Here is a 21,662-nt window from a genome sequence, read left to right as displayed (position 1 = left end):
GAGAAGGAAGCCGATCACACGAACGGTGGCGGCGCTTCGGAAAGATAACTCAAGCCGAACGCGCCCGCTCCCACGTTCAGCGCGACGGTCAGGCTCATCGGCGCCAGCATCAGCTCCACGTTGCGCGATGCGGCGATGTGCTTCAAGGATTGCCAGGCCGGCAGCGATTCCACCTCATCGATATCGCCCGCATAGCACGCGGCCACGGCCGGCGTCAGCAGGCTGTCGGCGCGAATGCAGGCTTCGACGTGGGAGAGCAGCCGGCGAACGCCCTCTTCGTTGCCACGCGCCTTGGCAATGGCCTGGGTGACGCCCCGGTGCATATGGATTACCGGGCGGATGTTGAACGCGCTGCCAAGCATGTAGCGGCTCCACGTGATGCTGTTCTCGCCCTTGAGCTTGGCACGCGTGTACATGTAGAGCAGTTCGTCGGGAATCAGGAACATGTGGGCCGCATCGCGCAGGCGGTTCTCGACCGCGTCGACCACGGATGCCGCACTGGCGCCGTCGGCGAGCATTCGCGCAGCCTCGCGCACGATCAGCGCCTGGCCCGGGCCAATGGCACCGGTGTCGATCACGGTCAGGTCGAACAGCCCGCTGCGGCCGGCATCCTTGCGCAGCTTGAAACTGCGCGCGACAGTACCGACCACCGCGCCGGTGGCATTCGAATACAGCTTGCTACGGCTGCTGGCGATGGTCAGCAAAATGGCCCGGTCACAACCGGCCACCACGTTCTTGAGCAAATGGTCTTCCAGCTCGCGTTCGAGCAGCGGGATCGATTCCGCGTAGTGGTCCTGCTTGCCGACCAGATACTTCTGGTACAGGTTTGGAAGCTCGGCTTCGTCGCGGGTGTCGACCACGAAGCGGTCGCCGGCCCGGATGCGGAATGGAATCGTGCGGACGCCTAGCGCGTCCATCATCGCGCGCGGCATGTCACACGCCGCGTCGGCCAGAATGGCGGTCTCCTGCATATTGTTGTTCTCCCCTCGGTTTCAGTGTGTTGGCATCTCCGTGTCCATGCATTTCCTCACCTGATCGAAGGTCGGGACAGCCCACCCGTCGGGCTGTCCCTGGCGCGCTTTATTTATACGCGCTCGAAGATTCCGGCTGCGCCCATGCCCGTGCCCACGCACATGGTCACCATGCCGTACTTCATGTTGTGGCGACGCAGTGCGTGCACCACAGTGGCCGAACGGATCGCTCCGGTCGCACCGAGCGGGTGGCCCAGCGCGATGGCGCCGCCCATCCGGTTGACCTTGGCCGGATCAAGTTCCAGGTCACGCATCACCGCCAGCGATTGCGCGGCAAACGCTTCGTTCAGCTCGATCCAGTCGATCTGGTCCTGCGTCAGGCCAGCGGCCTTCAGCGCAGCCGGAATCGCTGCCTTCGGACCGATCCCCATGATCTCCGGCGGCACGCCACGCACCGCGAACGATACGAAACGGGCCCGCGGCACCAGGTTGAACTGCTTGAGGATCTTCTCCGAAACCAGGATCAGCGCGCCGGCGCCATCGGACGTCTGCGAGCTATTGCCGGCCGTCACGCTGCCCTTGTTGGCGAACACCGCGCGCAGCTTGCCAAGCCCTTCCACCGACGTATCGGGACGCGGTCCCTCGTCCAGCGAAATAGTACGCGTCTTGACGTTGATCTGACCAGACGCGAGATCCGGGAACCGCTCAACTACCTCAATCGGGGTAATTTCGTCCTTGAATTCGCCAGCCTGCTGCGCGGCGATGGCCTTCTGGTGCGATGCCAGCGAGAACGCATCCTGGTCCTCGCGGCTGACCTTCCACTGCGTGGCCACCTTCTCGGCCGTCAGACCCATGCCGTAGGCAATGCCGATATTCTCGTCGCGTTCGAAGATCGACGGCGACATCGACGGCGAGTTGCCCATCATCGGCACCATGCTCATCGACTCCACGCCGGCGGCGATCATTACATCCGATTCGCCCACGCGGATACGGTCCGCAGCCATTGCCACGGCCGACAGGCCCGACGCGCAGAAGCGGTTCACGGTGATGCCGCCCACGGTGTTGGGCAGGCCTGCCAGCAGCGCGCCGATACGCGCCACGTTCAGGCCCTGCTGCGCTTCGGGAATCGCGCAGCCGACGATGGCGTCCTCGATCAGCGCGGGGTCCAGGCTCGGCACCTGGGCCACGGCCGCTTGCAGGATCGTCGCCAGCAGGTCATCGGGACGGGTGTTCTTGAAAGCGCCCTTCGGGGCCTTGCCGATCGGCGAACGGGTAGCCGCGACAATGTATGCGTCTTGCAGTTGTTTCATGATGTCGGTTCCTCGTTGGCCTGATTAGTTGCGCACCGGCTTGCCCGTCTGCAGCATTCCCATGATCCGCTCCTGGGTCTTGCCGTTGCCCAGCAGGTCGATGAATGCGCGACGCTCCAGCGCCAGCAGCCAGTCTTCGCTGACCAGCGAGCCGGCCTCCACATCGCCGCCGCAAACCACTTCCGCGATGCGCGAGGCAATCAGGAAGTCGTGCGCCGAGATGAAGTTGCCGTCGCGCATGTTGACCAGCGATGCCTTGATCGTGGCGATGCCCGAGCGGCCAGCCACCGGAATCAGCTGGCCGGGCAGCGGTGCGCGATAGCCGGCGTTGGCCAGCGCGCGCACTTCGTTCTGCGCCACGTACAGCAGTTCATGGACGTTATAGACGATCGTGTCGGTCGGCTGGACGTAGCCGATCTTCTGCGCGTCGAGCGCCGACGACGACACCTTGGCCATCGCCGCTGCCTGGAAGCGATTGGTGATGAAGTTCAGGTAGTTCGTGCTGCCCGCTGCCTGCGCGGCCTTGGCTGCTGCGATCGCGGCTTCCTTGAGGCCACCGCCGGCCGGCACCAGACCCACGCCCACCTCGACGAGACCGACATAGCTTTCCAGCGCCACCACCCGCTTCGCGGAATGCAGCATCAGTTCGCAGCCACCGCCGAGCGCGATGCCCGACACGGCCGGCACCACCGGCACCGCCGCGTACTTCACGCGCATCATCGTGTCCTGGAACTTCTTGACGAACGGCTCGATGCCCTTGGCACCGCCCATCATGAAGGCCGGCATCGCGGCTTCCAGGTTGGCGCCCGCCGAGAATGGACCACCCGGCGCGCCCAGTTGCAGCGACGTCGGTTGCCACACCACCAGACCCTTGTAGCTGGCTTCGGCCAGTTCCACGGCGCGCACGATGGTATCGAGCACATCTGGGCCAACCGTGTTCATCTTGCTCTTGAACGAGATCACGAGCACATCGTCGGCACCATCAGTGGTCCAGATGCGCGCGCCATCGTTCTCCTCGATCGTTTTGCCGGCACGGCGCGGATCGGGCGAGTCGGTACCCTTCAGCGCGGCACGGAACACCTGGCGCTGGTACACCGGCAATTCGGCACGCTTGACGAATGCACTGGCCGCCGGCGACCACGAACCCTGCGCGCCATGCACGCCACCGTTCTCGGCCACGGCGCCGTTCAGCACCCATGCCGGCAGCGGAGCGTTCGAGAGCGCCTTGCCTGCCTCGACATCTTCCTTGACCCACTCGGCCACCTGCTTCCAGCCAGCGGCCTGCCAATCTTCGAACGGACCCGAGTTCCAGCCGAAGCCCCAGCGAATGGCCAGGTCGATATCGGCCGCCGAGCCAGCGATCTGTTCCAGATAGACGGCGATGTAGTGGAACACGTCACGGAACACGCCCCACAGGAACTGGGCCTGCGGATTGGTCGATTCACGCAGCAGCTTGATACGTTCGGCCGGTTCCTTCTTCAGGATGCGCACGACGATCTCGTCGGCCTTCTTGCCGGACTCGACGTACTGGCCAGACTTGGCGTCCAGCACCTTGATCGCCTTGCCTTCCTTCTTGTAGAAACCGGCGCCGGTCTTCTGGCCCAGCGCGCCGGCATCCACCAGCCCCTTCAGCACGGCCGGCGTCTTGTACACCGGCGCGAACGGGTCATCGGTCAGGTTGTCCTGCATCGTCTTGATGACGTGCGCCATCGTGTCCAGGCCTACCACGTCGGCGGTGCGGAACGTGGCCGACTTGGCGCGGCCCAGCTTGGTACCGGTCAGGTCGTCGACGATATCGAACGGAATGCCGAACTTCTCGGCTTCGGCGAACACGGCCAGGATCGAGAAGATGCCGACACGGTTGGCGATGAAGTTCGACGTGTCCTTGGCGCGCACGACACCCTTGCCCAGCGACGTGGTCAGGAACGATTCCAGACGGTCGAGAATCTCCGGCTTGGTCGTCGCGGTCGGGATCAGCTCCACCAGGTGCATGTAGCGCGGCGGATTGAAGAAGTGCACACCGCAGAAGCGCGACTTCAGGTCGGCATCGAAGCCATCGGACAGCGCCGTGATCGACAGGCCAGACGTGTTCGTGGCGAAGATTGCGTTCGGCGCGAGATGCGGCGACACCTTCTTGTAGAGGTCATGCTTCCAGTCCATGCGCTCGGCGATCGCCTCGATCACCACGTCGCACTCCTTGAGCAGGGCGATGTCGTCCTCGTAGTTGGCGGCGCGAATCAGGCCGGCCTCTTCCTTGATGCCGAGCGGCGCGGGCGAGAGCTTCTTCAGGTTCTCGATCGCGCGATCGGCGATACCGTTCTTCGGGCCTTCCTTGGCCGGCAGGTCGAACAGGATCACGGGAACGCGGGCGTTGATCAGATGGGCGGCAATCTGCGCCCCCATGACGCCGGCACCGAGCACAGCGACCTTCTTGACGATGAAATTGGACATGCGCGCTCCTTGGCTAGTGAGCGTTTGAGGAGAGATGAATATGCTGCGGGTGGATTCTCCCCTTCTCCCGTATCAGGGGAGAAGGGAGACAACCCTCAGGGGAGCAACCCCAATCAGAACAGATCTGCGTCCAGCGCCATCAGCGTGGATGCGCCAGCGCGAGCCTTGCGAATCTCGCCCGCGGTTTCCGGCAGCAGCTTGGCGAAGTAGAAGCGCGCCGTGGCCAGCTTGGTCGTGTAGAACTTGTCGCCGCTATCCTGCTTGTCCAGGGCGATCTTGGCCATGCGGGCCCAGAAGTACGAGAACACGAGGTGTCCCACCACGCGCAAGTACGGCACGGCGGCAGCACCCACTTCGTCGGCATTGCCCATCGCCTTCATGCCGATCTCCATCGTCAGCTTCTGCACCTTGTCGCCGATGTCGGCCAGCGGGTTGACGAACTCCTGCATCGCCTCGCTCGTGCCTTCTTCCTCGACAAACGTCTGCACGATCTTGCCGAAGGCCTTCAGCTTGGCGCCCATGTCGCCCAGCACCTTGCGGCCCAGCAGGTCCAGCGACTGAACCGTGTTGGTGCCTTCGTAGATCATGTTGATACGCGCGTCGCGCACGTATTGCTCCATGCCCCACTCGGAGATGTAGCCGTGGCCGCCGAACACCTGCATGCCCTCGTTGGTCGAGGTGAAGGCGTTGTCGGTCAGGAAGGCCTTGATGACCGGGGTCAGCAGCGCCACGAGGTCGCCGGCTTCCTTGCGCACGCTTTCGTCGGGGTGCGACAGTTCACGGTCGATCTGCAGCGCGGTCCAGTAGGCGAACGCGCGGCCACCTTCGGCGTAGGCCTTTTGCGTCAGCAACATGCGACGCACGTCCGGGTGCACGATGATCGGGTCGGCGGGCTTGTCCGGTGCCTTCGGGCCAGTCAGCGAGCGCATCTGCAGACGGTCCTTCGCGTAGGCCAGCGAGTTCTGATAGGCCACCTCGGTCAAGCCCAGACCCTGGGCGCCAACGCCGAGGCGCGCGGCGTTCATCATCACGAACATCGCGTTCAGGCCCTTGTTGGGCTCGCCCACCATCCAGCCGCGCGCGCCGTCGAGGTTCATCACGCAGGTGGCGTTGCCGTGAATGCCCATCTTGTGTTCGATCGAGCCGCACTTGATGCCGTTGCGCTCGCCCGGGTTGCCGTTGGCGTCGGGGATGAACTTCGGCACGACGAACAGCGAAATGCCCTTGGTACCGCCAGGTGCGTCCGGCAGGCGTGCCAGCACGAGGTGGATGATGTTCTCGGCCATGTCATGCTCGCCGGCCGAGATAAAGATCTTGGTGCCGGTGATCGAGTACGAGCCATCGGCCTGCGGTTCGGCCTTGCTGCGCAGGATGCCGAGATCGGTGCCGCAGTGCGGCTCGGTCAGGCACATCGTGCCCGTCCAGACACCCGACACCAGCTTCGGCAGATACGTCTGCTTCAGTTCCGGCGTGCCGTGCGCGTGCAGCGCTTCATAGGCACCGTGCGACAGGCCCGGATACATCGTCCATGCCTGGCCGGCCGAGTTCAGCATCTCGTACAGCGCGTTGTTGATCATGATCGGCAAACCCTGGCCGCCAAACTCCGGATCGCACGCCAGTGCGGGCCAGCCGGCTTCCACGAACTGCTGATAGGCCTCCTTGAAGCCCTTGGGCGCGCGCACCACGCCGTCGCCGACGTAGGTGCAGCCTTCACGGTCACCAGGCTGGTTCAGCGGGAAGACCACGTCGGAGCAGAACTTGCCGGCTTCCTCAAGCACCTGGTTGATGGTGTCCACGTCGATGTCCGCGTGCTGCGGCATCGCCTTGAGTTCGGCTTCGGCGCCGAGCAGTTCATGGAGCACGAACTGCATGTCGCGCAACGGTGCGGTGTACTGGCCCATCAAAGACTCCTTGGAGGTTTGCTAGTGCCACCACACGCGCGAGCCGCGCACCCTGAAGTGGGATTGCGCGAGCGCTGCCCGTGGGGCGGCTCAGGTTCGGTAAGACTGAATCAGTTTGTTGAGCGCAACCATGGCAAGCTCGGCGCTGTCCGGCAGGCGAAGGAAACGGGCGTCGTGATGCAAGCCTAGTTCAAGACTGTACATTTCGAACAGCATCAGGCGCGGATCGCAATCCGCGCGCAGGTGCCCCTCTTCCTTGGCCTGATCGATCGCACGCATCAGCGCGGCACGCCAGATCGTGACGCTCTTGACGAGCTCGTCACGCACCGGGCTTTCCGCGCGATCGTCGTACTCGACCGCACCGCTGATGTAGATGCACCCCGTGGTCACTTCCTGGATGCGCTTTTCCATCCAGCGTCGCACCATCGACCACAGGCGAGGCAACCCACGCGGCTCTTGCAGCGAGGGGTAGAACACCTCCTGCTCGAACCGCCGGTGATACTCGCGCACCACTTCAACCTGCAGGTCCTCGCGCGAACCGAAATGCGCGAAGACGCCGCTCTTGCTCATCTGCATACGTTCCGCGAGCAGGCCGATGGTCAGCCCTTCGAGCCCGTCGCGAGACGACAGTTCCAGTGCCGCATCGAGAATCGCCACGCGCGTCATCTCGCCCTTGCGCAAGGGCGCGGGCGCGGCGGCGGATTCAAGGCGAACTGACTGGTGGCGCATGTTTTTTCTCCGTTCTTTGCAGTGCTCTCAGGAGCACTGTTCTTGACCTGACGTTGCGGTCGGCAGGCACTTCGGTCGCTGATTTTCAATAGGGGCGGCCGCGAATGCACGAAGTCTAAGCCAAAAAAGAACGGTCGTTCAGATTATTCTGGCGAGGCCGATTGGCATCAAGCTTTTAATTAGACCCGTGTTTCTAAACGGACGGCATCGCGCTGGTAACTTGCGGCGCAATGCAGCATCGGCTTAAAACCGGCTTGAAATGGCCGGGGCACGTTTGCGCGGAAGGCGCGGCTTGCGGCAGGGCAGCATGTTACCGTGCCCGGCTTGCGCGGCGTCAGTAACGGCCTGTGACACCCGCGATCACGACGCCGAGACGCAACACGTAGTACGCCGCCCAATTGGCAAACCGGCGCAGTCGCGGCAGGCGTGCGTGAACCTCGGGCACCACGCGCGCGCTGCGCTGCGCCATGGCCCGCTCCAGACGCGCGCGCAGCACGCCGGCAAAGCTCGGGTCATACACCGCGACATTGGCCTCTCGTGCCAGCAGCAGGCTGAACGGATCCAGGTTGCTCGAGCCGACCGTCGCCCACGAGTTGTCGATGACGGCGACCTTCGCGTGCAGGAAGCTCGCCTCGTATTCGTAGATTTCGATGCCGGCCTCGAGCAGCCGCGCATAGAGCGCGTGCGTCGCGAAATGTTGCAGCCGGTACTCGACCATCCCCTGCAGCAGCAGTCGCACACGCACCCCGCGCTCACGGCACGCCAGCAACGCGCGCCGCATCTTCGTGCCAGGCAGAAAATAGGCGTTGGCGATGATCACGTCATGACGCGCGGCGCCCAGCGCGTAGAGATATTCGCGCTCGATCGTGCGGCGATTGCGCAGGTTGTCGCGCAGCAGCAATGCCGCAGCCACGCCGCCCGCGTGATGCTCGCGCCGGGCCTGCCGCGCGGCGGTGGTCAGCGTTTCCACTTCGGTGAAAGCCGTTGCGGTTTCGCGCAGCCCGCGTTGCTGTGCCATCCGGAACCACAGCCGCGCCGAAGCGAGCGCGATCTGCGCCACCAGCGGGCCGCGCACGCGCACGGCAAAGTCGTAGCGTGGGCCGACTTCGGGCAATTCCAGCGGGCCGTAGTTGTGGTCGTCGATGATATTGATACCACCGACGAAGGCCACGCTGTCGTCGATCACCGCCATCTTGCGATGCAACCGCCGCAGATGCCGGCGCGCCAGCCTGAATCCACGCACCGGACGAAAAACCTCGAGGCGCACACCTCCATCGCGCAGCCGGCTGGCGAGCGTCGCAGGCAGATCCCCCGCGCCGAATCCGTCGACGACCAGCCTGACATCCACACCGCGTTGCGCCGCCCGGATCAACGCATCAGTAACAAGGGCGCCGACATCATCGTCGGCATAAATATAGGTCTCGAGCACGACGTGCACGCGCGCGGCATCAATCGCCTCGATCAGGGCGGGAAAATACTCCTGGCCGTTGCTCAGCAGATCGACCAGGTTGCCCTGGACCGGGCTGCCGCGCCGGCGCACCCAGCGCATCAATGGCGCAGTGGCGTTGGCAACGGTGGTGGCAGCGGGATCGCCAACCTCTTGATGCAATGCGCTCGATGGCGATTCCGGCGTGCCTGGCGCACTCGACGTTGGGGGCGATACCCGATCGTTGATCCGTGACATGGCTCGATTATCGGCGAACGGGCGGCTCCTGCACATGGCCCTGGCGAAGTCTGATATTGTCGGAGCATTGTGACGCCCAACAGGGAAAGCATTGTGAAGGTATTCGGTATCGCCGGCTCGTCGGGCAGCGGCAAGAGCACGCTACTGGACCAGTTGATCCCCCGTTTCGTAGCCGATGGCCTACGCGTCGCGGGCATCAAGCACACTCACCACGGGTTCGACCCAGACACGCCGGGCAAGGATTCATGGCGGATGCGCGAGGGCGGCTGCCAGAACGTGGTGCTTGTGGGCGCCCGTCACCTGACGTTGATGCGGCACTACCCCGAAGAAAAGCCGTCGCCCGAGATCGGCGAGGCATTGTCGGTACTGCCGCCTGACACCGACTTGGTGATGGTGGAAGGCTACAAGTGGAGCGATTTCCCGAAGCTGGAAATCTATCGCCCTGCCAACGGCAAGGCGCCGCTATGGACGGATGTGCCGGGTGTGGTCGCGGTGGCGACCGACGTCCCGGAAGAGGTCTCCCGACAGACGACCCTGCCCGTTCTGAACCTCTCGGATGTCGACGCGATCTACGCGTGGATCCGCGGTTATCTCGATCGCTGAATCCGATCGCCAGACATCAGACCTCCGGAATTGCCACCCGCCGGGCCAGTTCCGCCATCAGCGGGACATGGTCCGAGCGCTGCGCCCATTCGCGGCCGGTCAGCGCTTGCGTGCGCTCGAACTCGAAGCCCCGCGCGTAGATACGGTCGAGCTGCCACCATGGCATATGGCTCGGGAACGTATGGATGCGTCCGTTCTTCGCATTCGCCGACTCCACGGCATTGAGCGTGTTGCAGATCTTCGAGTCGAGCTTGTGGTTCCAGTCGTTGAAGTCGCCCGCGATCACCAGCGGCGCATCGGCCGGCACCACGCTACGCACGCGCTCCACCAGCGCGGTGGTCTGACGCACGCGGCTACCCGCGAACAGGCCGAAGTGCACGCAGATCAGGTGTGCCTCGACGCCGTTGATATCGGCCACCGCGTGCAACAGCCCGCGCTGCTCGAAGCGGTGATCGGAGATATCGAGGTTTTCCGACATCAGGATCGGATGGCGCGACAGGATTGCATTGCCATGATGGCCATGGTCATACACTGCATTGCGGCCATAGACCGAATGCGGATAGGCATCCGTCGCCAGGTAGTTGAGCTGGGTGTGATCGGGGTCGAACAACTCGGCCGCGATCAGGCGATCATTGCGGTCCTGCACTTCCTGCAGGAACACAATATCCGCGTCCATCGACTGCAGGCCGGTTCGCACGCTCTGGATTCGTGGCTTGCCGGTGAATCCCTTTACACCCTTGTGAATGTTGTAGGTGACAACGCGCAACTTCATGGTGCGGCGGCTCCGTTCGTGACGTCGAGCCCGGCGCCCTGACCGCCTGCCACGCGCCAGGCAAGCTGGCGCACTGCTTCGGCATTGCTGCTGGAGAAGCAACGCGCCGCGGCCGCCTGCCAGGGCAGCCATTCGAAGCGCAGGTGCTCACGCGGCGCCAGCGTCACCGGCATCGGCGCGGGTACGCACAACCCGAACCAGTGCTCGGTATTGCGAGTGATGCCCGGCGCATAGCGGTGGCGCCATTGCGGATAGATCTCGTAGTCGATGGTGTGTTGCCAGTCGGTCAGCGAATAGCGGCTGGCGATAAGTCCGGTTTCCTCGGCCACCTCGCGCGCGGCGGTCATGGGTAGCGGCTCGTCCTCGGCATCGAGGCTGCCGGTCACCGACTGCCAATAGCCGGGCCGGTCGGCGCGCTCGATCAGGAGGACTTGCAGGTCTGGTGTGTGGATCACGACCAGTACCGATTCGGGAATCTTGTAGCGCATGGGAAGGGCGGCAGGGACAAACCAAAGCATAGCGCAGCCGGACGCCAATGGCGCGCTCCGGCCGCTGCCCTCCTACTCAGGCCAATGTATGTTCGCCGGGGCGGATCGTCGCCTGACGGTCACCCGGCTGCGCGGCCGGCGCGGCTCGGAGCCAAGTATCGAACACCTCGGGCGAATCGCCATGCCCCCATGCTGAGCGAAGCTGCTGCATCAGTGGCGCCAGCGCCTGCGTATAGCGCTGCGAGGCCGTATGCGCAAGGCTGGCCAGTGCATCGGCGGCCTCGCGTGCCTGTGCTGCCATGGACGCGCGTTCCTGCCCGATTTCCTTCTCGCGCACGCCGAGTTGGTTGTATTTCTGGATCAGGAACCGCTGATAGTCGCCTGCTTCCACGCCTTGGGCAACCTGCGCATTGACCTGCTCGAAGCGCATCACAATGCTTGCCGTTTCCTGCTCGACATGCGCTGCCTCGGCATTAAGTGCCTGCAACGCCTCCTGAAGCCGAAGCGCCTCGCGCCGATGGTTCTGCAGTGTGGTCGCTTCATCGTCGAAGGTGCGCTGGGCGTTCAGGTACGCCTGCACCACGGGTTGCGGCGCCACCACGAGCAGCGGATCCGCGCCACCGGCACGCCGGCCGGACAACAGCGCATCCTCGCCCAGGCGCAGGTTGCCAACGTCTTCGAGCCAGCGGCCACGCGTCATGACGGTAGCCACGGTATCGAGCGCGAGCTTGCGCAGTGCGTCCGCGCGCTGGGTGGCCACCGGTTCGGTGCCGGTAGCAGCCAGTTCGCCCGGCACCGTATGTCCTTGCTGCGCGGCGTGCGCGATATCCGGTACACAAGCGGCCACCGTGGCGGCCACCGATTGGGACATCGCCTGCGCCGACTTGCGTACCGCGCGGCGCAGTTCGAAGCGGGCCAACAGCATCATGAGCAACCCGGCTGCCAGCCAGGTCAAGATCGTTTCCGCATGAACTTGCAGGAACGCACGGATCAGTTCGGTATCTAGATTCACGCCTTGGTCCTCCCACGTCGCGGCGGCCTTCGAGGCGGGCCTGCATCACGCGTATCAACGCAGAAAGACATTCTCCCCGGCGGCTTCGTTCCGGGTAGTAACAAATGGAAACGCATCCTTGCACCAAGAACAAAAAAGCCGCGCATCGGCGCGGCTTTTTTGCGGGTCTGAACAACGATCAGGCCGTGGTCTTCGGCTCCTGGGCACGCAGACGAATGTGCAGTTCTCGCAACTGCTTCTCGTCGACCGTGCTCGGGGCCTGCGTCAGCAGATCCTGCGCACGTTGCGTCTTCGGGAACGCGATCACGTCACGGATCGAGTCAGCGCCGGCCATCATCGTCACGATACGGTCCAGGCCGAAGGCCAGGCCACCGTGCGGCGGCGCGCCGTACTGCAGCGCGTCGAGCAGGTAACCGAACTTGGCGCGAGCTTCCTCGTCGTTGATCTTCAGGGCGCGGAACACCTTGCTCTGCACGTCCTCGCGGTAGATACGCACCGAGCCGCCGCCCATTTCCCAGCCGTTCAGCACCATGTCGTAGGCCTTGGCGATGCACTTGCCCGGATCGGTTTCCAGGTACTGCAGGTGCTCGTCCTTCGGGCTCGTGAACGGGTGGTGCATGGCCACCCAGCGGGCATCTTCCTCGTCGTACTCGAACATCGGGAAGTCGATCACCCACAGCGGCTTCCAGGTGTCTTCGAACAGGCCCGTGCTCTTGCCGAACTCCGAATGGCCGACCTTCAGGCGCAGCGCGCCGATCGCGTCGTTGACGATCTTGGCCTTGTCGGCGCCGAAGAAGATGATGTCGCCGTCCTGGGCGCCAGTGCGCTTCAGGATCTCGGCAATCGCGGCGTCATGCAGGTTCTTCACGATCGGCGATTGCAGGCCGTCGCGGCCCTTGGCCACTTCATTGACCTTGATCCACGCCAGGCCCTTGGCGCCATAGATCGCCACGAACTGCGTGTAGGCATCGATTTCGCCACGCGAGATCGCGCCGCCACCCGGCACGCGCAGGCCGACCACGCGACCGTTGTCGCTGTTGGCCGGGCCCGAGAACACCTTGAAGTCGACGTCCTTCATCACCTCGGTCAGTTCGGTGAATTCGAGCTTGACGCGCAGGTCCGGCTTGTCCGAGCCGAAGCGGGCCATCGCCTCGCGGAACTCCATCACCGGGAACTTGGCGTCCAGGTCCACGTCGATCGCGTTCTTGAACACGGTGCGCATCATGTCCTCGAACAGGTCACGGATTTCCTGTTCGGTCAGGAACGACGTTTCGCAGTCGATCTGCGTGAATTCGGGCTGGCGGTCGGCGCGCAGGTCCTCGTCACGGAAGCACTTGGTGATCTGGTAGTAACGGTCGAAGCCCGAGACCATCAGCATCTGCTTGAAGATCTGCGGCGACTGCGGCAGCGCGAAGAAGTGACCCGGGTTCACGCGCGACGGCACGAGATAGTCGCGGGCGCCTTCGGGCGTGCTCTTGCCGAGCATCGGCGTCTCGATGTCGATGAAGCCCTGTGCGTCCAGGTACTTGCGCACTTCCATCGCCACCTTGTAGCGCAGGCGCAGGTTGTATTGCATCTGCGGACGGCGCAGATCCAGCACGCGGTGCGTCAGGCGGGTGGTTTCCGACAGGTTGTCGTCATCGAGCTGGAACGGAGGCGTGACCGACGGGTTCAGCACGGTCAGCTCATGGCACAGCACCTCGATCTTGCCCGAGGTCAGGTTGGCGTTCTCGGTGCCGGCCGGACGCGGGCGCACCTTGCCGGTGATGCGGATGCAGAACTCGTTGCGGATTTCTTCCGCGGCCTTGAACATCTCCGGACGATCCGGGTCGCACACCACCTGCACCAGGCCCTCGCGATCGCGCAGGTCGATGAAGATCACGCCACCGTGATCGCGGCGGCGCTGCACCCAGCCGGTCAGGGCCACTTCCTGGCCGATCAGTTGTTCGGTCACCAGACCGCAGTAGTGAGTACGCATGGAGGACATAGGAGAGATTCCCTGTAATGCGCGGCCGCGATGAACGGCCGCGCGCAATCAATTGGTATGAGTATCGGCTACGGCGTCGTCGGCATCGGCATCGGCCACTGCGCCATGCGCCGGGCGCGTGTCGGCACCGGACTTGCGCGGCAGGTCCGCCGGGGCCACGACGCCCATCGACACGATGTACTTCAGCGCGGCGTCGACGGTCATGTCGAGTTCGATCGTATCGGCCCTGGGCATCATCAGGAAGAAGCCCGAGGTCGGGTTCGGCGTGGTCGGCACGTAGACGCTGACGTAATCGCCCTGCAGGTGATTCTGCACGTCACCGCCGGGCCGGCCGGTCAGGAACGCGATGGTCCACGATCCCTCGCGCGGGTACTGCACCAGCAGCGCCTTGCGGAACGCGTTGCCCGACGACGACAGCAGCGTGTCCGAGACCTGCTTGACGCTGGTATAGATCGGACCGACCACGGGGATATGACGGAGCAGCGCTTCCCACCACTTCACCAGCCGCTGGCCGATGAAGTTATGGGCCAGCACGCCCACCACCAGGATGAACAGCAGCGTCAGGATGGCGCCCAAGCCCGGAATGCGGAGCCCGAACAGATTTTCGGGCTGCCATGCCAGCGGCAGCAGCGCCATGCTCTGATCCATCGTGCTGATGACGGCGTTGAGCACCCACAGGGTGATGCCCAGCGGCACCAGCACGAGCAGCCCGGTCAGGAACCAGGTCTTCAAGGCGGAGGTTTTCTTGGTGACCACGGCTTGCCTGGGCGTCAGTGGCAGGCGCACGAATCGCCGCATCCACCGGCGGCCGGAGCCGCGGAAGTTGTCGATGCGGTAGACGATTCGGCGGATGCTGCCGGGGCGGCAGGCGCGGTGGCGTTGCCCGAGGTGGCCGGGGCACTGGTGCCGCCGCTGCCACCGCGGAAGTCCGTGACGTACCAGCCAGATCCCTTGAGCTGGAAGCCGGCGGCGGTCAGCTGCTTCTTGTAGGTTCCGGCGGCGCCGCAGGATGGGCAGTCCGTGAGCGGGGCATCGCTCATCTTCTGCAGCACATCGCGCCCGTATCCGCAGGCGTCGCAACGGTAGGCATAGATCGGCATGGTGGTTCTTTCGCGGAAAACTGAAACGTAAAACTGATAGATGGCAGCGCCACGCCAAATGACAAGGGCGTCGATCAAGGCGAATTGCGCGAGATCGGGGGCGCTCGGCGATGCAAAGCCGTTGATTATAAACCGTTGCCGGACCGGCTACCGACCGGAAAAGGGGACATTCGGGGCCGCAAACGTCCACAAGCAGCCCGGATAAGGCCTTGAAGGCATAAAGTTATGCAATATGCACTTCACGAACGGGCGGCCGATCGCTGATCCATTGAGGCAGCAGCGACCCGAATACCATCCCGCTGATCGAGAACAGCAACCCTACCATTTGCGGTGGCACCGTGGCATCGGCAAAGGCGATCTCGCAGGTCAGCCACGAGGCCAGGCCAAGCAGGATCGCGGCCAGACCGCCCTGGCGGGTGGCCGGCTTCCAGAACATGCCGAAGGCCAGCGGCACGAACGACGACACCAGCGTCACCTTGTAGGCGTTCTCGACCATGTGGAAGATCGACAGGTGCGAGTTCAGCGCGAACAGCGTGACCAGCGACGTGAAGACGAGCACCACCACCTGCATCACGCGCAGGAACTGCTTGTCCGCGAGATGGCGGAAGTACGGGCGCAGGATGTTCTCGGCGAAGGTTACCGACGGCGCCAGCAGCGTGGCCGAGGCGCAGCTCTTGATGGCGGAAAGCAGCGCACCGAAGAACATCACCTGGGCGAACATCGGCGCGTGCGTCAGGATCAGCTGCGGAAGAATCAGTTGCGAATCCGAGTTGATGTACTTCTCGACCATCGCCGGGTCGATCAGTGTGGCCGAATAGGCCAGGAACATCGGAATGAAGGCGAAGAAAAAATACAGCACACCACCCAGCACCGACGCACGACCGGCGATCTGCTCGGTGCGCGAGGAGGTGACCCGCTGGAACACGTCCTGCTGGGGAATCGAGCCGAGCATCATCGTGAACAGCGCCGCGGCAAACCCGATGATCTGCACCAGGTCCAGCGACGGCAGGAACTCGAACTTGCCGGCCGCCGCCGCGTGTGACACCACGGCCGTCACGCCACCCGCCTGGCCGCTGACTTCGTAACCGATATAGAGCATGCCGATCACGATGATGATCATCTGGATGAAGTCGGTCACGGCCACCGACCACATGCCGCCGAACAGCGTATAGACCAGCACGCTGGCCGCGCCGATCATCATCCCGGCATCCTGGGACAGCGCGCCGTCCGACACCGTATAGAACACCAGCCCCAGCGCCTTGATCTGCGCAGCCACCCAGCCCAGATACGAGACCACGATACATAGCGTGGTCAGCACTTCGGCCAGCCGGCCATAGCGGTTGTGATAGTAGTCGCCGATCGTCAGCAGGTTCATCCGGTACAGCGGCCGGGCGAAGAACAGGCCAACCAGGATCAGGCAGAGCGAGGAACCGAAGGGATCCGAAACCACCCCGGACAGGCCTTCCTTGAGGAACACGGCCGGGATGCCGAGCACGGTTTCAGAGCCAAACCAGGTGGCAAAGACCGTGGCGGTGACGATATAGAACGGCAGGCTGCGGCCGGCCACGGCGAAGTCGGCGGTTCCCTTGACGCGAAGCGCCGCCCACAGGCCGATACCGACCGAGATGATCCAATAGATGATGACGAACCAGATCAGCATACCGCTGCCCTTATCCCAGAATGGCCAGAATTGATGTGCCCTGGCGGCGAGAAACCGAATGCCGGCGGGGCACCTGACGCCCTTGACCGGGTCAAGGGTTGGGGCCAGCCGGAGTCCAATTCATCGGTCGGGGCCGCGGGCGCCCGGGCGGGCATTTGGCGGTCGTAGCCGAATCAAAACGCGGATTATAGCGACGCGCCCCCATCCGGGGGGCAAAAATTCCCCCGAGGGCGGGCAAATCCCCATCTTGGTTCACTTGGGTGTTGTATGGTGGTTCTCCCCTCCCACCGCCTGCGGGAGAAAGGGGAAACCAGCGACGCTTCAGGCGCGGTGACTACCAGTATCCCGCCCAGGCCAGTGCCTGGACGATCACGATGCCGGCCAGGAACCCGCCCATCAGCAGCAGGGCCGTGGACAGCCGGCGGTTCGTGCGGCGCTGCTCGGCCACCAGTTGGGTAAGCAGACGCTCCTGCCCTTCGTTGTTCTGCAGCGCGCGGCGCTCCAGGAACTGGTGGGCCAGCCGGGGAAAGTCGGGCAACATCTTCGCCCATTGCGGCGCCTCGATCTTGATCCGCTCCCAGGCGCCCTGCCAGCCCACCTGCTCGTACATCCAGCGTTCCAGGAAGGGCTTGGCGGTCTTCCAGAGGTCGAGGTCCGGGTCAAGCTGGCGGCCCAGGCCTTCGATATTGAGCAGCGTCTTCTGCAGCAGCACAAGTTGCGGCTGGATCTCGACGTTGAAGCGGCGCGAGGTCTGGAACAACCGCATCAGCACCATGCCGAGCGAAATCTCGCGCAGCGGTTTGTCGAAGTACGGTTCGCAGCAGGCACGCACGGCGGATTCGAGTTCCTCGACCCGGGTCTCCGGCGGCACCCAGCCCGACTCCACGTGCAGGAGCGCCACACGATGGTAGTCGCGGCGGAAAAACGCGATGAAGTTCTGCGCCAGGTAGTTTTTGTCGAACTCGGACAGCGCGCCGACGATGCCGAAGTCCAGCGCGATATACCGGCCGAACGTCTCGGGTCTGACCGACACCAGGATGTTGCCGGGGTGCATGTCCGCGTGGAAGAACCCGTCGCGGAACACCTGCGTGAAGAAGATCTCGACGCCCTCTTCGGCCAGCTTGTGCATGTCGACGCCCGCCGCCTTCAGCGATTCGGTGCGGGAGATCGGAATGCCATGCATCCGCTCCATCGTGAAGACGCTGCTCGTGCACCAGTCCCAGAACACCTCGGGCACGCAAAGCAGGTCGCTTTCGGCAAAGTTGCGGCGCAACTGGCTGGCATTGGCGGCCTCGATCATCAGGTCGAGTTCGTCGTGCAGGTACTTGTCGAACTCCGCCACCACCTCGCGGGGCTTGAGCCGGCGACCGTCCACCCAGACGCGCTCGAGCCACGTGGCCATGTCGCGCATCAGCGCCAGGTCGCTATCGATTACCGGCAACATGCCCGGACGCAGCACCTTCACGGCCACCTCGCGGCCATGGCTCGGACCGCCGCGCAGCGTGGCGAAGTGAACCTGGGCGATCGACGCGCTGGCCACGGGCTCGTGCTCGAATGTCTCGAACAGTTCCGTCAGCCGGCGGCCCAGCGATTTCTCGATGATCTTCACCGCCACCGCTGACTCGAACGGCGGCACCTGGTCCTGCAGCTTGGCCAGTTCGTCGGCGATATCGGGCGGCATCAGGTCACGGCGCGTGGACAGCACCTGGCCGAACTTGACGAAGATCGGGCCCAGCGCAGTCAGCGCCATACGCAGGCGTTCGCCGCGCGGCTGATCGAGCTTGCGGCCGATGGTGATGACTCGGACGAGGAACTTGATGCGCCGGTTCTTGAAGCCGGACAGCACGAGTTCATCGAGCCCGTAGTACAGGATGACAAACAGTATCTTGCAGAGACGCAGCAGGCGGGTCATGCGAAATCTTCAGGAAACGACACGTGGCGGGTCAGGGCAGGTCAGCGATGGGCCGAGGGTAAGGCATCCGGGGAGCCCGCGCCCGGAGCACGCTCCAGCCGTTCGAGCCGTTTTTCCAGGCGGGCCAGATCGTCGCGCAGCCGCGCCAGGTCGTCGCCGAAGCCCTCCAGCGCTGCGTGCCGTACCAGCGTCGGCTGTTCATCCAGCAGGTACTCGGTGACATTGTCGAGCAGGGCGCGGCCGGCTCGCGTCGCGCTTTCGTGCACCTGACGCGCGCCTTCCACCACGCGCTGCGCCACGCTGTCGCTGACCGGCCCGCCCATCACGCCACGCAGCGCGCGGGACAGATCCTCGGCCGCATCCCAACGCAGGTTGCGTGCGAGCGTCGACACCACATTGGCCAGTTCCGCGTCACCGTCGATGCGCACGTGACGCATCGCGGCTGCCTGACCGCCTTCGGCAACATCGGCCACGACCAGCGGCCACTGCTGCAACGGCACGATCAGCGTGACGGCGGCCGCCTCGGCCTCGGGTGCCTGGTCGATGCCGCCCTGCTCCGTGACCTTGAGCGACAGCGCGAACGCTGACGCGTCGAACCGGATCACGCGTCCGGCAAACGGCGTGAGCAGGCTGCAAGCCCACGGCTCCTGTTCGATCAGGTGATTCAGCGCGGCAACGATCGGTGCGGCCAGCGGGGTCGGCAATGCGTTCATGGCATCCGGTGCTCGGGCAGACAGCCCAAATAAAAAGGCCCACGCAATGCGCGGGCCTCCATTCTAAGCTACTCGCCCGCCGCATCATGTCACCGATGCGGCGGAGGATTCATGCGGCGCTCAGGATTCCTGCTGGATGCCGGCGAGCAGCCAGCCACCGTTGCCCGACGTCGCCTTTGCCAGGTTCCAGACCTCACCGAACGGCTGAGCCGGTTCGCCTGCCTTCTCGCGGATCATGCCCGAGAAACGCACGCTGGCGATGTGCTGGGCCGGGGTCGACTCGATACCGAGCAACTGGGCGTCCAGCGTCACGACGTCGGTCTTGTTGACCTCGCTGCCGCGCTCGGACAGGTCCATCTTGATCTCGGCAAACATTTCCGGCGTGGTGAATTCGCGGATGTCGTCCTGATTGCCCGCATCCCAAGCAGCCTGCAGACGCACATAGTGAACCTTGGCGTTACGCAGGAAGGACTCGGTGTCGAAATCCGCCGGCACGCCCCACGGCTGCTGGACAGCCGCCGCGGTTGCGGCTGCTGCCGCGCCACCCATGACCGGATTGCTGGCGGCGCCGCCATTGCCAACAGGCTCGGCCGTGCGCAGCGTCGGTTCGGCATGCGACGGACCACCGTAATTCGACCCATTGCCGCCCATGCCGGCGTACGAAGGCTGCTGCGTGCGAGCCGAGCCACCGCGGAACTTGCGGATCAGCCACATTGCGATCAGCGCAATCACGCCGAACAGGATCACGTTGGACAGGATGCTGGCGGCCGCGCCGCCCAGGCCGAAGTGCGAAAGCAGGTAGCCGATGCCGAGGCCGGCTGCCAGACCACCCAGCATCCCACCCCAGTTACGCTTGGGCGCTGCCGCGGCGGCCGCGCCACCTGCCGCACCTGCCGCACCCGCCGTAGCCGGTGCCGCCTGCGCCGGTTGCTGGGCCGGCGGCGTGTTTTGCTGCGCCGGCGCCTGCTGGCGCTGCTGCGTCACGCCCGACGACTGCTTGCCGATACTGCGCGATCCGCCCAGACGCTTGGCATTGGCGTCGAGCGCTGCCCCGAGAGCCAGTGTCGCGATGAGCGACATGGCCAGGAATTTTCCGCGAAAAGATGACATATTCTTCTATCCCCTGTCATTCTCGGCCAACATGCCTTGCATTGCCGACCGAACATGGCGAATTAATACTTTCTCCCGACGTGGAGCGCCACTACTCCGGCCGTCAGATTGAAGTATTCGACCTGTTCGAGCCCAACTTGTTCCATCATGCGTACAAGTGAGCCCTGGTCTGGATGCATTCTGATCGATTCGGCCAGATAACGGTAGCTAGGGGCATCCCCCGCCACGCGCTCGCCAAGCCACGGCAGAACCTTGAAGGAATAGACATCGTAGAACTTCTCGAGCGGTTTCCAGACCTTCGAGAACTCGAGCACCATGACCTTGCCGCCCGGCTTGATCACCCGGCGCATCTCGGCCAGCGCGGCGTCCTTGTGGGTCATGTTCCGCAAGCCGAACGCTACCGTGACGAGGTCGAAGTAGTTGTCCGGAAACGGGATCCTCTCGGCATCGCACAGCGCCACCGGCGTCACGACGCCCTTGTTGAGCAGGCGATCACGGCCGACGCGCAGCATCGACTCGTTGATGTCGGTCAGCCAGACTTCGCCGGTGGGGCCGGCCTGCTTCGCGAAGGCCTTTGCCAGATCGCCGGTGCCGCCGGCAATGTCGAGCACTTTCTGGCCCGGGCGCACATTGGCCTGGGCGATGGTGAACACCTTCCAGAGCCGGTGCATCCCACCGGACATCAGGTCGTTCATCACGTCGTACTTGCTTGCCACCGAATGGAAAACGCCAGCAACCTTGCCGGCTTTTTCAGATTCGTCGACCTTCTCGAAACCGAAGTGGGTTTCGCTCATCTCTCGGACTCCAGGATTCTTTCAATCAATAGTGGTCAATGGTGATGACCACATGCATGGCCGCCGGCGGCCGCCATGGGCGCATCGCGATCCAGCCCCGCGTCTGCCAGACGCTTCAGGTAATCGGCCCAGAGCGCTTCCTGCTGGTCGCCCAGCCGGTACAGCAACTCCCACGAATAGATGCCGGTGTCGTGGCCATCGTCGAACCGGATCTGGATGGCGTAGTTTCCCACCGGCTCCACGGCGGCAATGCCGACGTCGCGCTTGCCGGTCTGCAGCGTTTCCTGTCCCGGGCCATGACCCTGGACCTCGGCGGACGGGGAGTATACGCGGAGCAACTCGAACGGCAGCCGCCAGGTATTGCCATTGTCGAAGCCGATTTCGAGCACACGCGACTGCGTATGCACGGTCAGCGCGGTGGGATGAGGGGTGTCTTTTTCGAGGCCAGCCATAGATGAAGGGCAC

At 64.1% G+C, this 21,662-nt stretch carries 19 protein-coding genes; 1 reads left to right on the top strand and 18 read right to left on the bottom strand.

The features are described from left to right. Positions 1-14: 14 nt before the first annotated feature. From WD006_RS01090 to clsB, 6 genes are all read right to left on the bottom strand, one after another. The gene (locus WD006_RS01090; RefSeq protein WP_008645964.1) at positions 15-971 is read right to left on the bottom strand and encodes a DegV family protein; all 957 of its coding nucleotides are present in this window, start codon (positions 969-971) and stop codon (positions 15-17) included. A gap of 113 nt (positions 972-1,084) precedes the next feature. Then, complete coding sequence (locus WD006_RS01085) at positions 1,085-2,284, bottom strand: acetyl-CoA C-acyltransferase (protein WP_029308421.1); 1,200 nt, start codon at positions 2,282-2,284, stop codon at positions 1,085-1,087. 21 nt (positions 2,285-2,305) lie between these two features. Then, complete coding sequence (locus WD006_RS01080) at positions 2,306-4,732, bottom strand: 3-hydroxyacyl-CoA dehydrogenase/enoyl-CoA hydratase family protein (RefSeq protein WP_011515264.1); 2,427 nt, start codon at positions 4,730-4,732, stop codon at positions 2,306-2,308. A 113-nt stretch (positions 4,733-4,845) separates the two neighbouring features. Then, a complete protein-coding gene (locus WD006_RS01075; protein WP_011515263.1) occupies positions 4,846-6,633 on the bottom strand; it encodes an acyl-CoA dehydrogenase C-terminal domain-containing protein in 1,788 nt (595 codons plus the stop codon). A gap of 90 nt (positions 6,634-6,723) precedes the next feature. Next, complete coding sequence (locus WD006_RS01070) at positions 6,724-7,314, bottom strand: TetR/AcrR family transcriptional regulator (RefSeq protein ID WP_008645958.1); 591 nt, start codon at positions 7,312-7,314, stop codon at positions 6,724-6,726. A gap of 382 nt (positions 7,315-7,696) precedes the next feature. Then, positions 7,697-9,046 (bottom strand): cardiolipin synthase ClsB, encoded by a 1,350-nt coding sequence (clsB, locus tag WD006_RS01065; RefSeq protein WP_063834255.1) that lies wholly within the window; start codon positions 9,044-9,046, stop codon positions 7,697-7,699. A 93-nt stretch (positions 9,047-9,139) separates the two neighbouring features. Here clsB and mobB point away from each other — a divergent pair, with 93 nt between their 5' ends. Further along, the gene (mobB, locus tag WD006_RS01060) at positions 9,140-9,649 is read left to right on the top strand and encodes a molybdopterin-guanine dinucleotide biosynthesis protein B (protein WP_011515260.1); all 510 of its coding nucleotides are present in this window, start codon (positions 9,140-9,142) and stop codon (positions 9,647-9,649) included. 16 nt (positions 9,650-9,665) lie between these two features. Here the strand turns inward: mobB and WD006_RS01055 are convergent, their stop codons facing one another. The 12 genes from WD006_RS01055 to WD006_RS01000 all read right to left on the bottom strand — a co-directional run bounded on the left by WD006_RS01055 (position 9,666) and on the right by WD006_RS01000 (position 21,649). Then, positions 9,666-10,421 carry an endonuclease/exonuclease/phosphatase family protein gene (locus WD006_RS01055; protein ID WP_011515259.1) on the bottom strand — a complete coding sequence of 252 codons (756 nt, stop codon included), beginning with the start codon at positions 10,419-10,421 and terminating at the stop codon, positions 9,666-9,668. Beyond that, on the bottom strand, positions 10,418-10,909 hold the full coding sequence (gene nudB / locus WD006_RS01050) for a dihydroneopterin triphosphate diphosphatase (RefSeq protein ID WP_008645954.1): 492 nt from the start codon (positions 10,907-10,909) through the stop codon (positions 10,418-10,420). Before nudB ends, WD006_RS01055 begins: the two co-directional genes overlap by 4 nt. 76 nt (positions 10,910-10,985) lie before the next feature. Next, positions 10,986-11,921 carry a hypothetical protein gene (locus WD006_RS01045; protein WP_011515257.1) on the bottom strand — a complete coding sequence of 312 codons (936 nt, stop codon included), beginning with the start codon at positions 11,919-11,921 and terminating at the stop codon, positions 10,986-10,988. Positions 11,922-12,099: 178 nt separating this feature from the next. Continuing rightward, positions 12,100-13,908 carry an aspartate--tRNA ligase gene (gene aspS / locus WD006_RS01040; RefSeq protein ID WP_011515256.1) on the bottom strand — a complete coding sequence of 603 codons (1,809 nt, stop codon included), beginning with the start codon at positions 13,906-13,908 and terminating at the stop codon, positions 12,100-12,102. 48 nt (positions 13,909-13,956) lie between these two features. Continuing rightward, complete coding sequence (locus tag WD006_RS01035) at positions 13,957-14,664, bottom strand: DUF502 domain-containing protein (RefSeq protein ID WP_011515255.1); 708 nt, start codon at positions 14,662-14,664, stop codon at positions 13,957-13,959. Between the two features lie 14 nt (positions 14,665-14,678). Then, positions 14,679-15,008, bottom strand: a complete 330-nt coding sequence (locus WD006_RS01030; protein WP_011515254.1) for an FmdB family zinc ribbon protein — start codon at positions 15,006-15,008, stop codon at positions 14,679-14,681. A 223-nt stretch (positions 15,009-15,231) separates the two neighbouring features. After that, positions 15,232-16,668 carry a sodium:solute symporter family protein gene (locus WD006_RS01025; RefSeq protein ID WP_011515253.1) on the bottom strand — a complete coding sequence of 479 codons (1,437 nt, stop codon included), beginning with the start codon at positions 16,666-16,668 and terminating at the stop codon, positions 15,232-15,234. Positions 16,669-17,002: 334 nt separating this feature from the next. Beyond that, on the bottom strand, positions 17,003-18,580 hold the full coding sequence (gene ubiB, locus WD006_RS01020; protein ID WP_011515251.1) for a ubiquinone biosynthesis regulatory protein kinase UbiB: 1,578 nt from the start codon (positions 18,578-18,580) through the stop codon (positions 17,003-17,005). Positions 18,581-18,621: 41 nt separating this feature from the next. Next, positions 18,622-19,293: a ubiquinone biosynthesis accessory factor UbiJ gene (locus WD006_RS01015; protein WP_011515250.1), complete on the bottom strand. Its 672-nt coding sequence runs from the start codon at positions 19,291-19,293 to the stop codon at positions 18,622-18,624. Positions 19,294-19,413: 120 nt separating this feature from the next. Next, positions 19,414-20,403: a Tim44 domain-containing protein gene (locus WD006_RS01010; RefSeq protein WP_011515249.1), complete on the bottom strand. Its 990-nt coding sequence runs from the start codon at positions 20,401-20,403 to the stop codon at positions 19,414-19,416. Between the two features lie 62 nt (positions 20,404-20,465). Next, the gene (ubiE, locus tag WD006_RS01005) at positions 20,466-21,197 is read right to left on the bottom strand and encodes a bifunctional demethylmenaquinone methyltransferase/2-methoxy-6-polyprenyl-1,4-benzoquinol methylase UbiE (protein WP_011515248.1); all 732 of its coding nucleotides are present in this window, start codon (positions 21,195-21,197) and stop codon (positions 20,466-20,468) included. 35 nt (positions 21,198-21,232) lie between these two features. Beyond that, a complete protein-coding gene (locus tag WD006_RS01000) occupies positions 21,233-21,649 on the bottom strand; it encodes a gamma-butyrobetaine hydroxylase-like domain-containing protein (protein ID WP_011515247.1) in 417 nt (138 codons plus the stop codon). Positions 21,650-21,662: the final 13 nt, after the last annotated feature.

Origin of the sequence: Cupriavidus sp. Met-2 (assembly GCF_049843575.1) — a bacterium.
GTDB lineage: Bacteria > Pseudomonadota > Gammaproteobacteria > Burkholderiales > Burkholderiaceae > Cupriavidus > Cupriavidus metallidurans.
This window is presented reverse-complemented; position numbering and strand designations above follow the sequence as displayed.

Bases quoted from the DNA above. Each gene is read 5' to 3' on its own strand.
- WD006_RS01090 (WP_008645964.1), bottom strand. From the start codon at position 971: ATGCAGGAGACCGCCATTCTGGCCGACGCGGCGTGTGACATGCCGCGC.
- WD006_RS01080 (WP_011515264.1), bottom strand. From the start codon at position 4,732: ATGTCCAATTTCATCGTCAAGAAGGTCGCTGTGCTCGGTGCCGGCGTC.
- WD006_RS01075 (WP_011515263.1), bottom strand. From the start codon at position 6,633: ATGGGCCAGTACACCGCACCGTTGCGCGACATGCAGTTCGTGCTCCAT.
- clsB (WP_063834255.1), bottom strand. From the start codon at position 9,046: ATGTCACGGATCAACGATCGGGTATCGCCCCCAACGTCGAGTGCGCCA.
- WD006_RS01055 (WP_011515259.1), bottom strand. From the start codon at position 10,421: ATGAAGTTGCGCGTTGTCACCTACAACATTCACAAGGGTGTAAAGGGA.
- nudB (WP_008645954.1), bottom strand. From the start codon at position 10,909: ATGCGCTACAAGATTCCCGAATCGGTACTGGTCGTGATCCACACACCA.
- aspS (WP_011515256.1), bottom strand. From the start codon at position 13,908: ATGTCCTCCATGCGTACTCACTACTGCGGTCTGGTGACCGAACAACTG.
- WD006_RS01030 (WP_011515254.1), bottom strand. From the start codon at position 15,008: ATGCCGATCTATGCCTACCGTTGCGACGCCTGCGGATACGGGCGCGAT.
- WD006_RS01025 (WP_011515253.1), bottom strand. From the start codon at position 16,668: ATGCTGATCTGGTTCGTCATCATCTATTGGATCATCTCGGTCGGTATC.
- ubiB (WP_011515251.1), bottom strand. From the start codon at position 18,580: ATGACCCGCCTGCTGCGTCTCTGCAAGATACTGTTTGTCATCCTGTAC.
- WD006_RS01015 (WP_011515250.1), bottom strand. From the start codon at position 19,293: ATGAACGCATTGCCGACCCCGCTGGCCGCACCGATCGTTGCCGCGCTG.
- WD006_RS01010 (WP_011515249.1), bottom strand. From the start codon at position 20,403: ATGTCATCTTTTCGCGGAAAATTCCTGGCCATGTCGCTCATCGCGACA.
- ubiE (WP_011515248.1), bottom strand. From the start codon at position 21,197: ATGAGCGAAACCCACTTCGGTTTCGAGAAGGTCGACGAATCTGAAAAA.
- WD006_RS01000 (WP_011515247.1), bottom strand. From the start codon at position 21,649: ATGGCTGGCCTCGAAAAAGACACCCCTCATCCCACCGCGCTGACCGTG.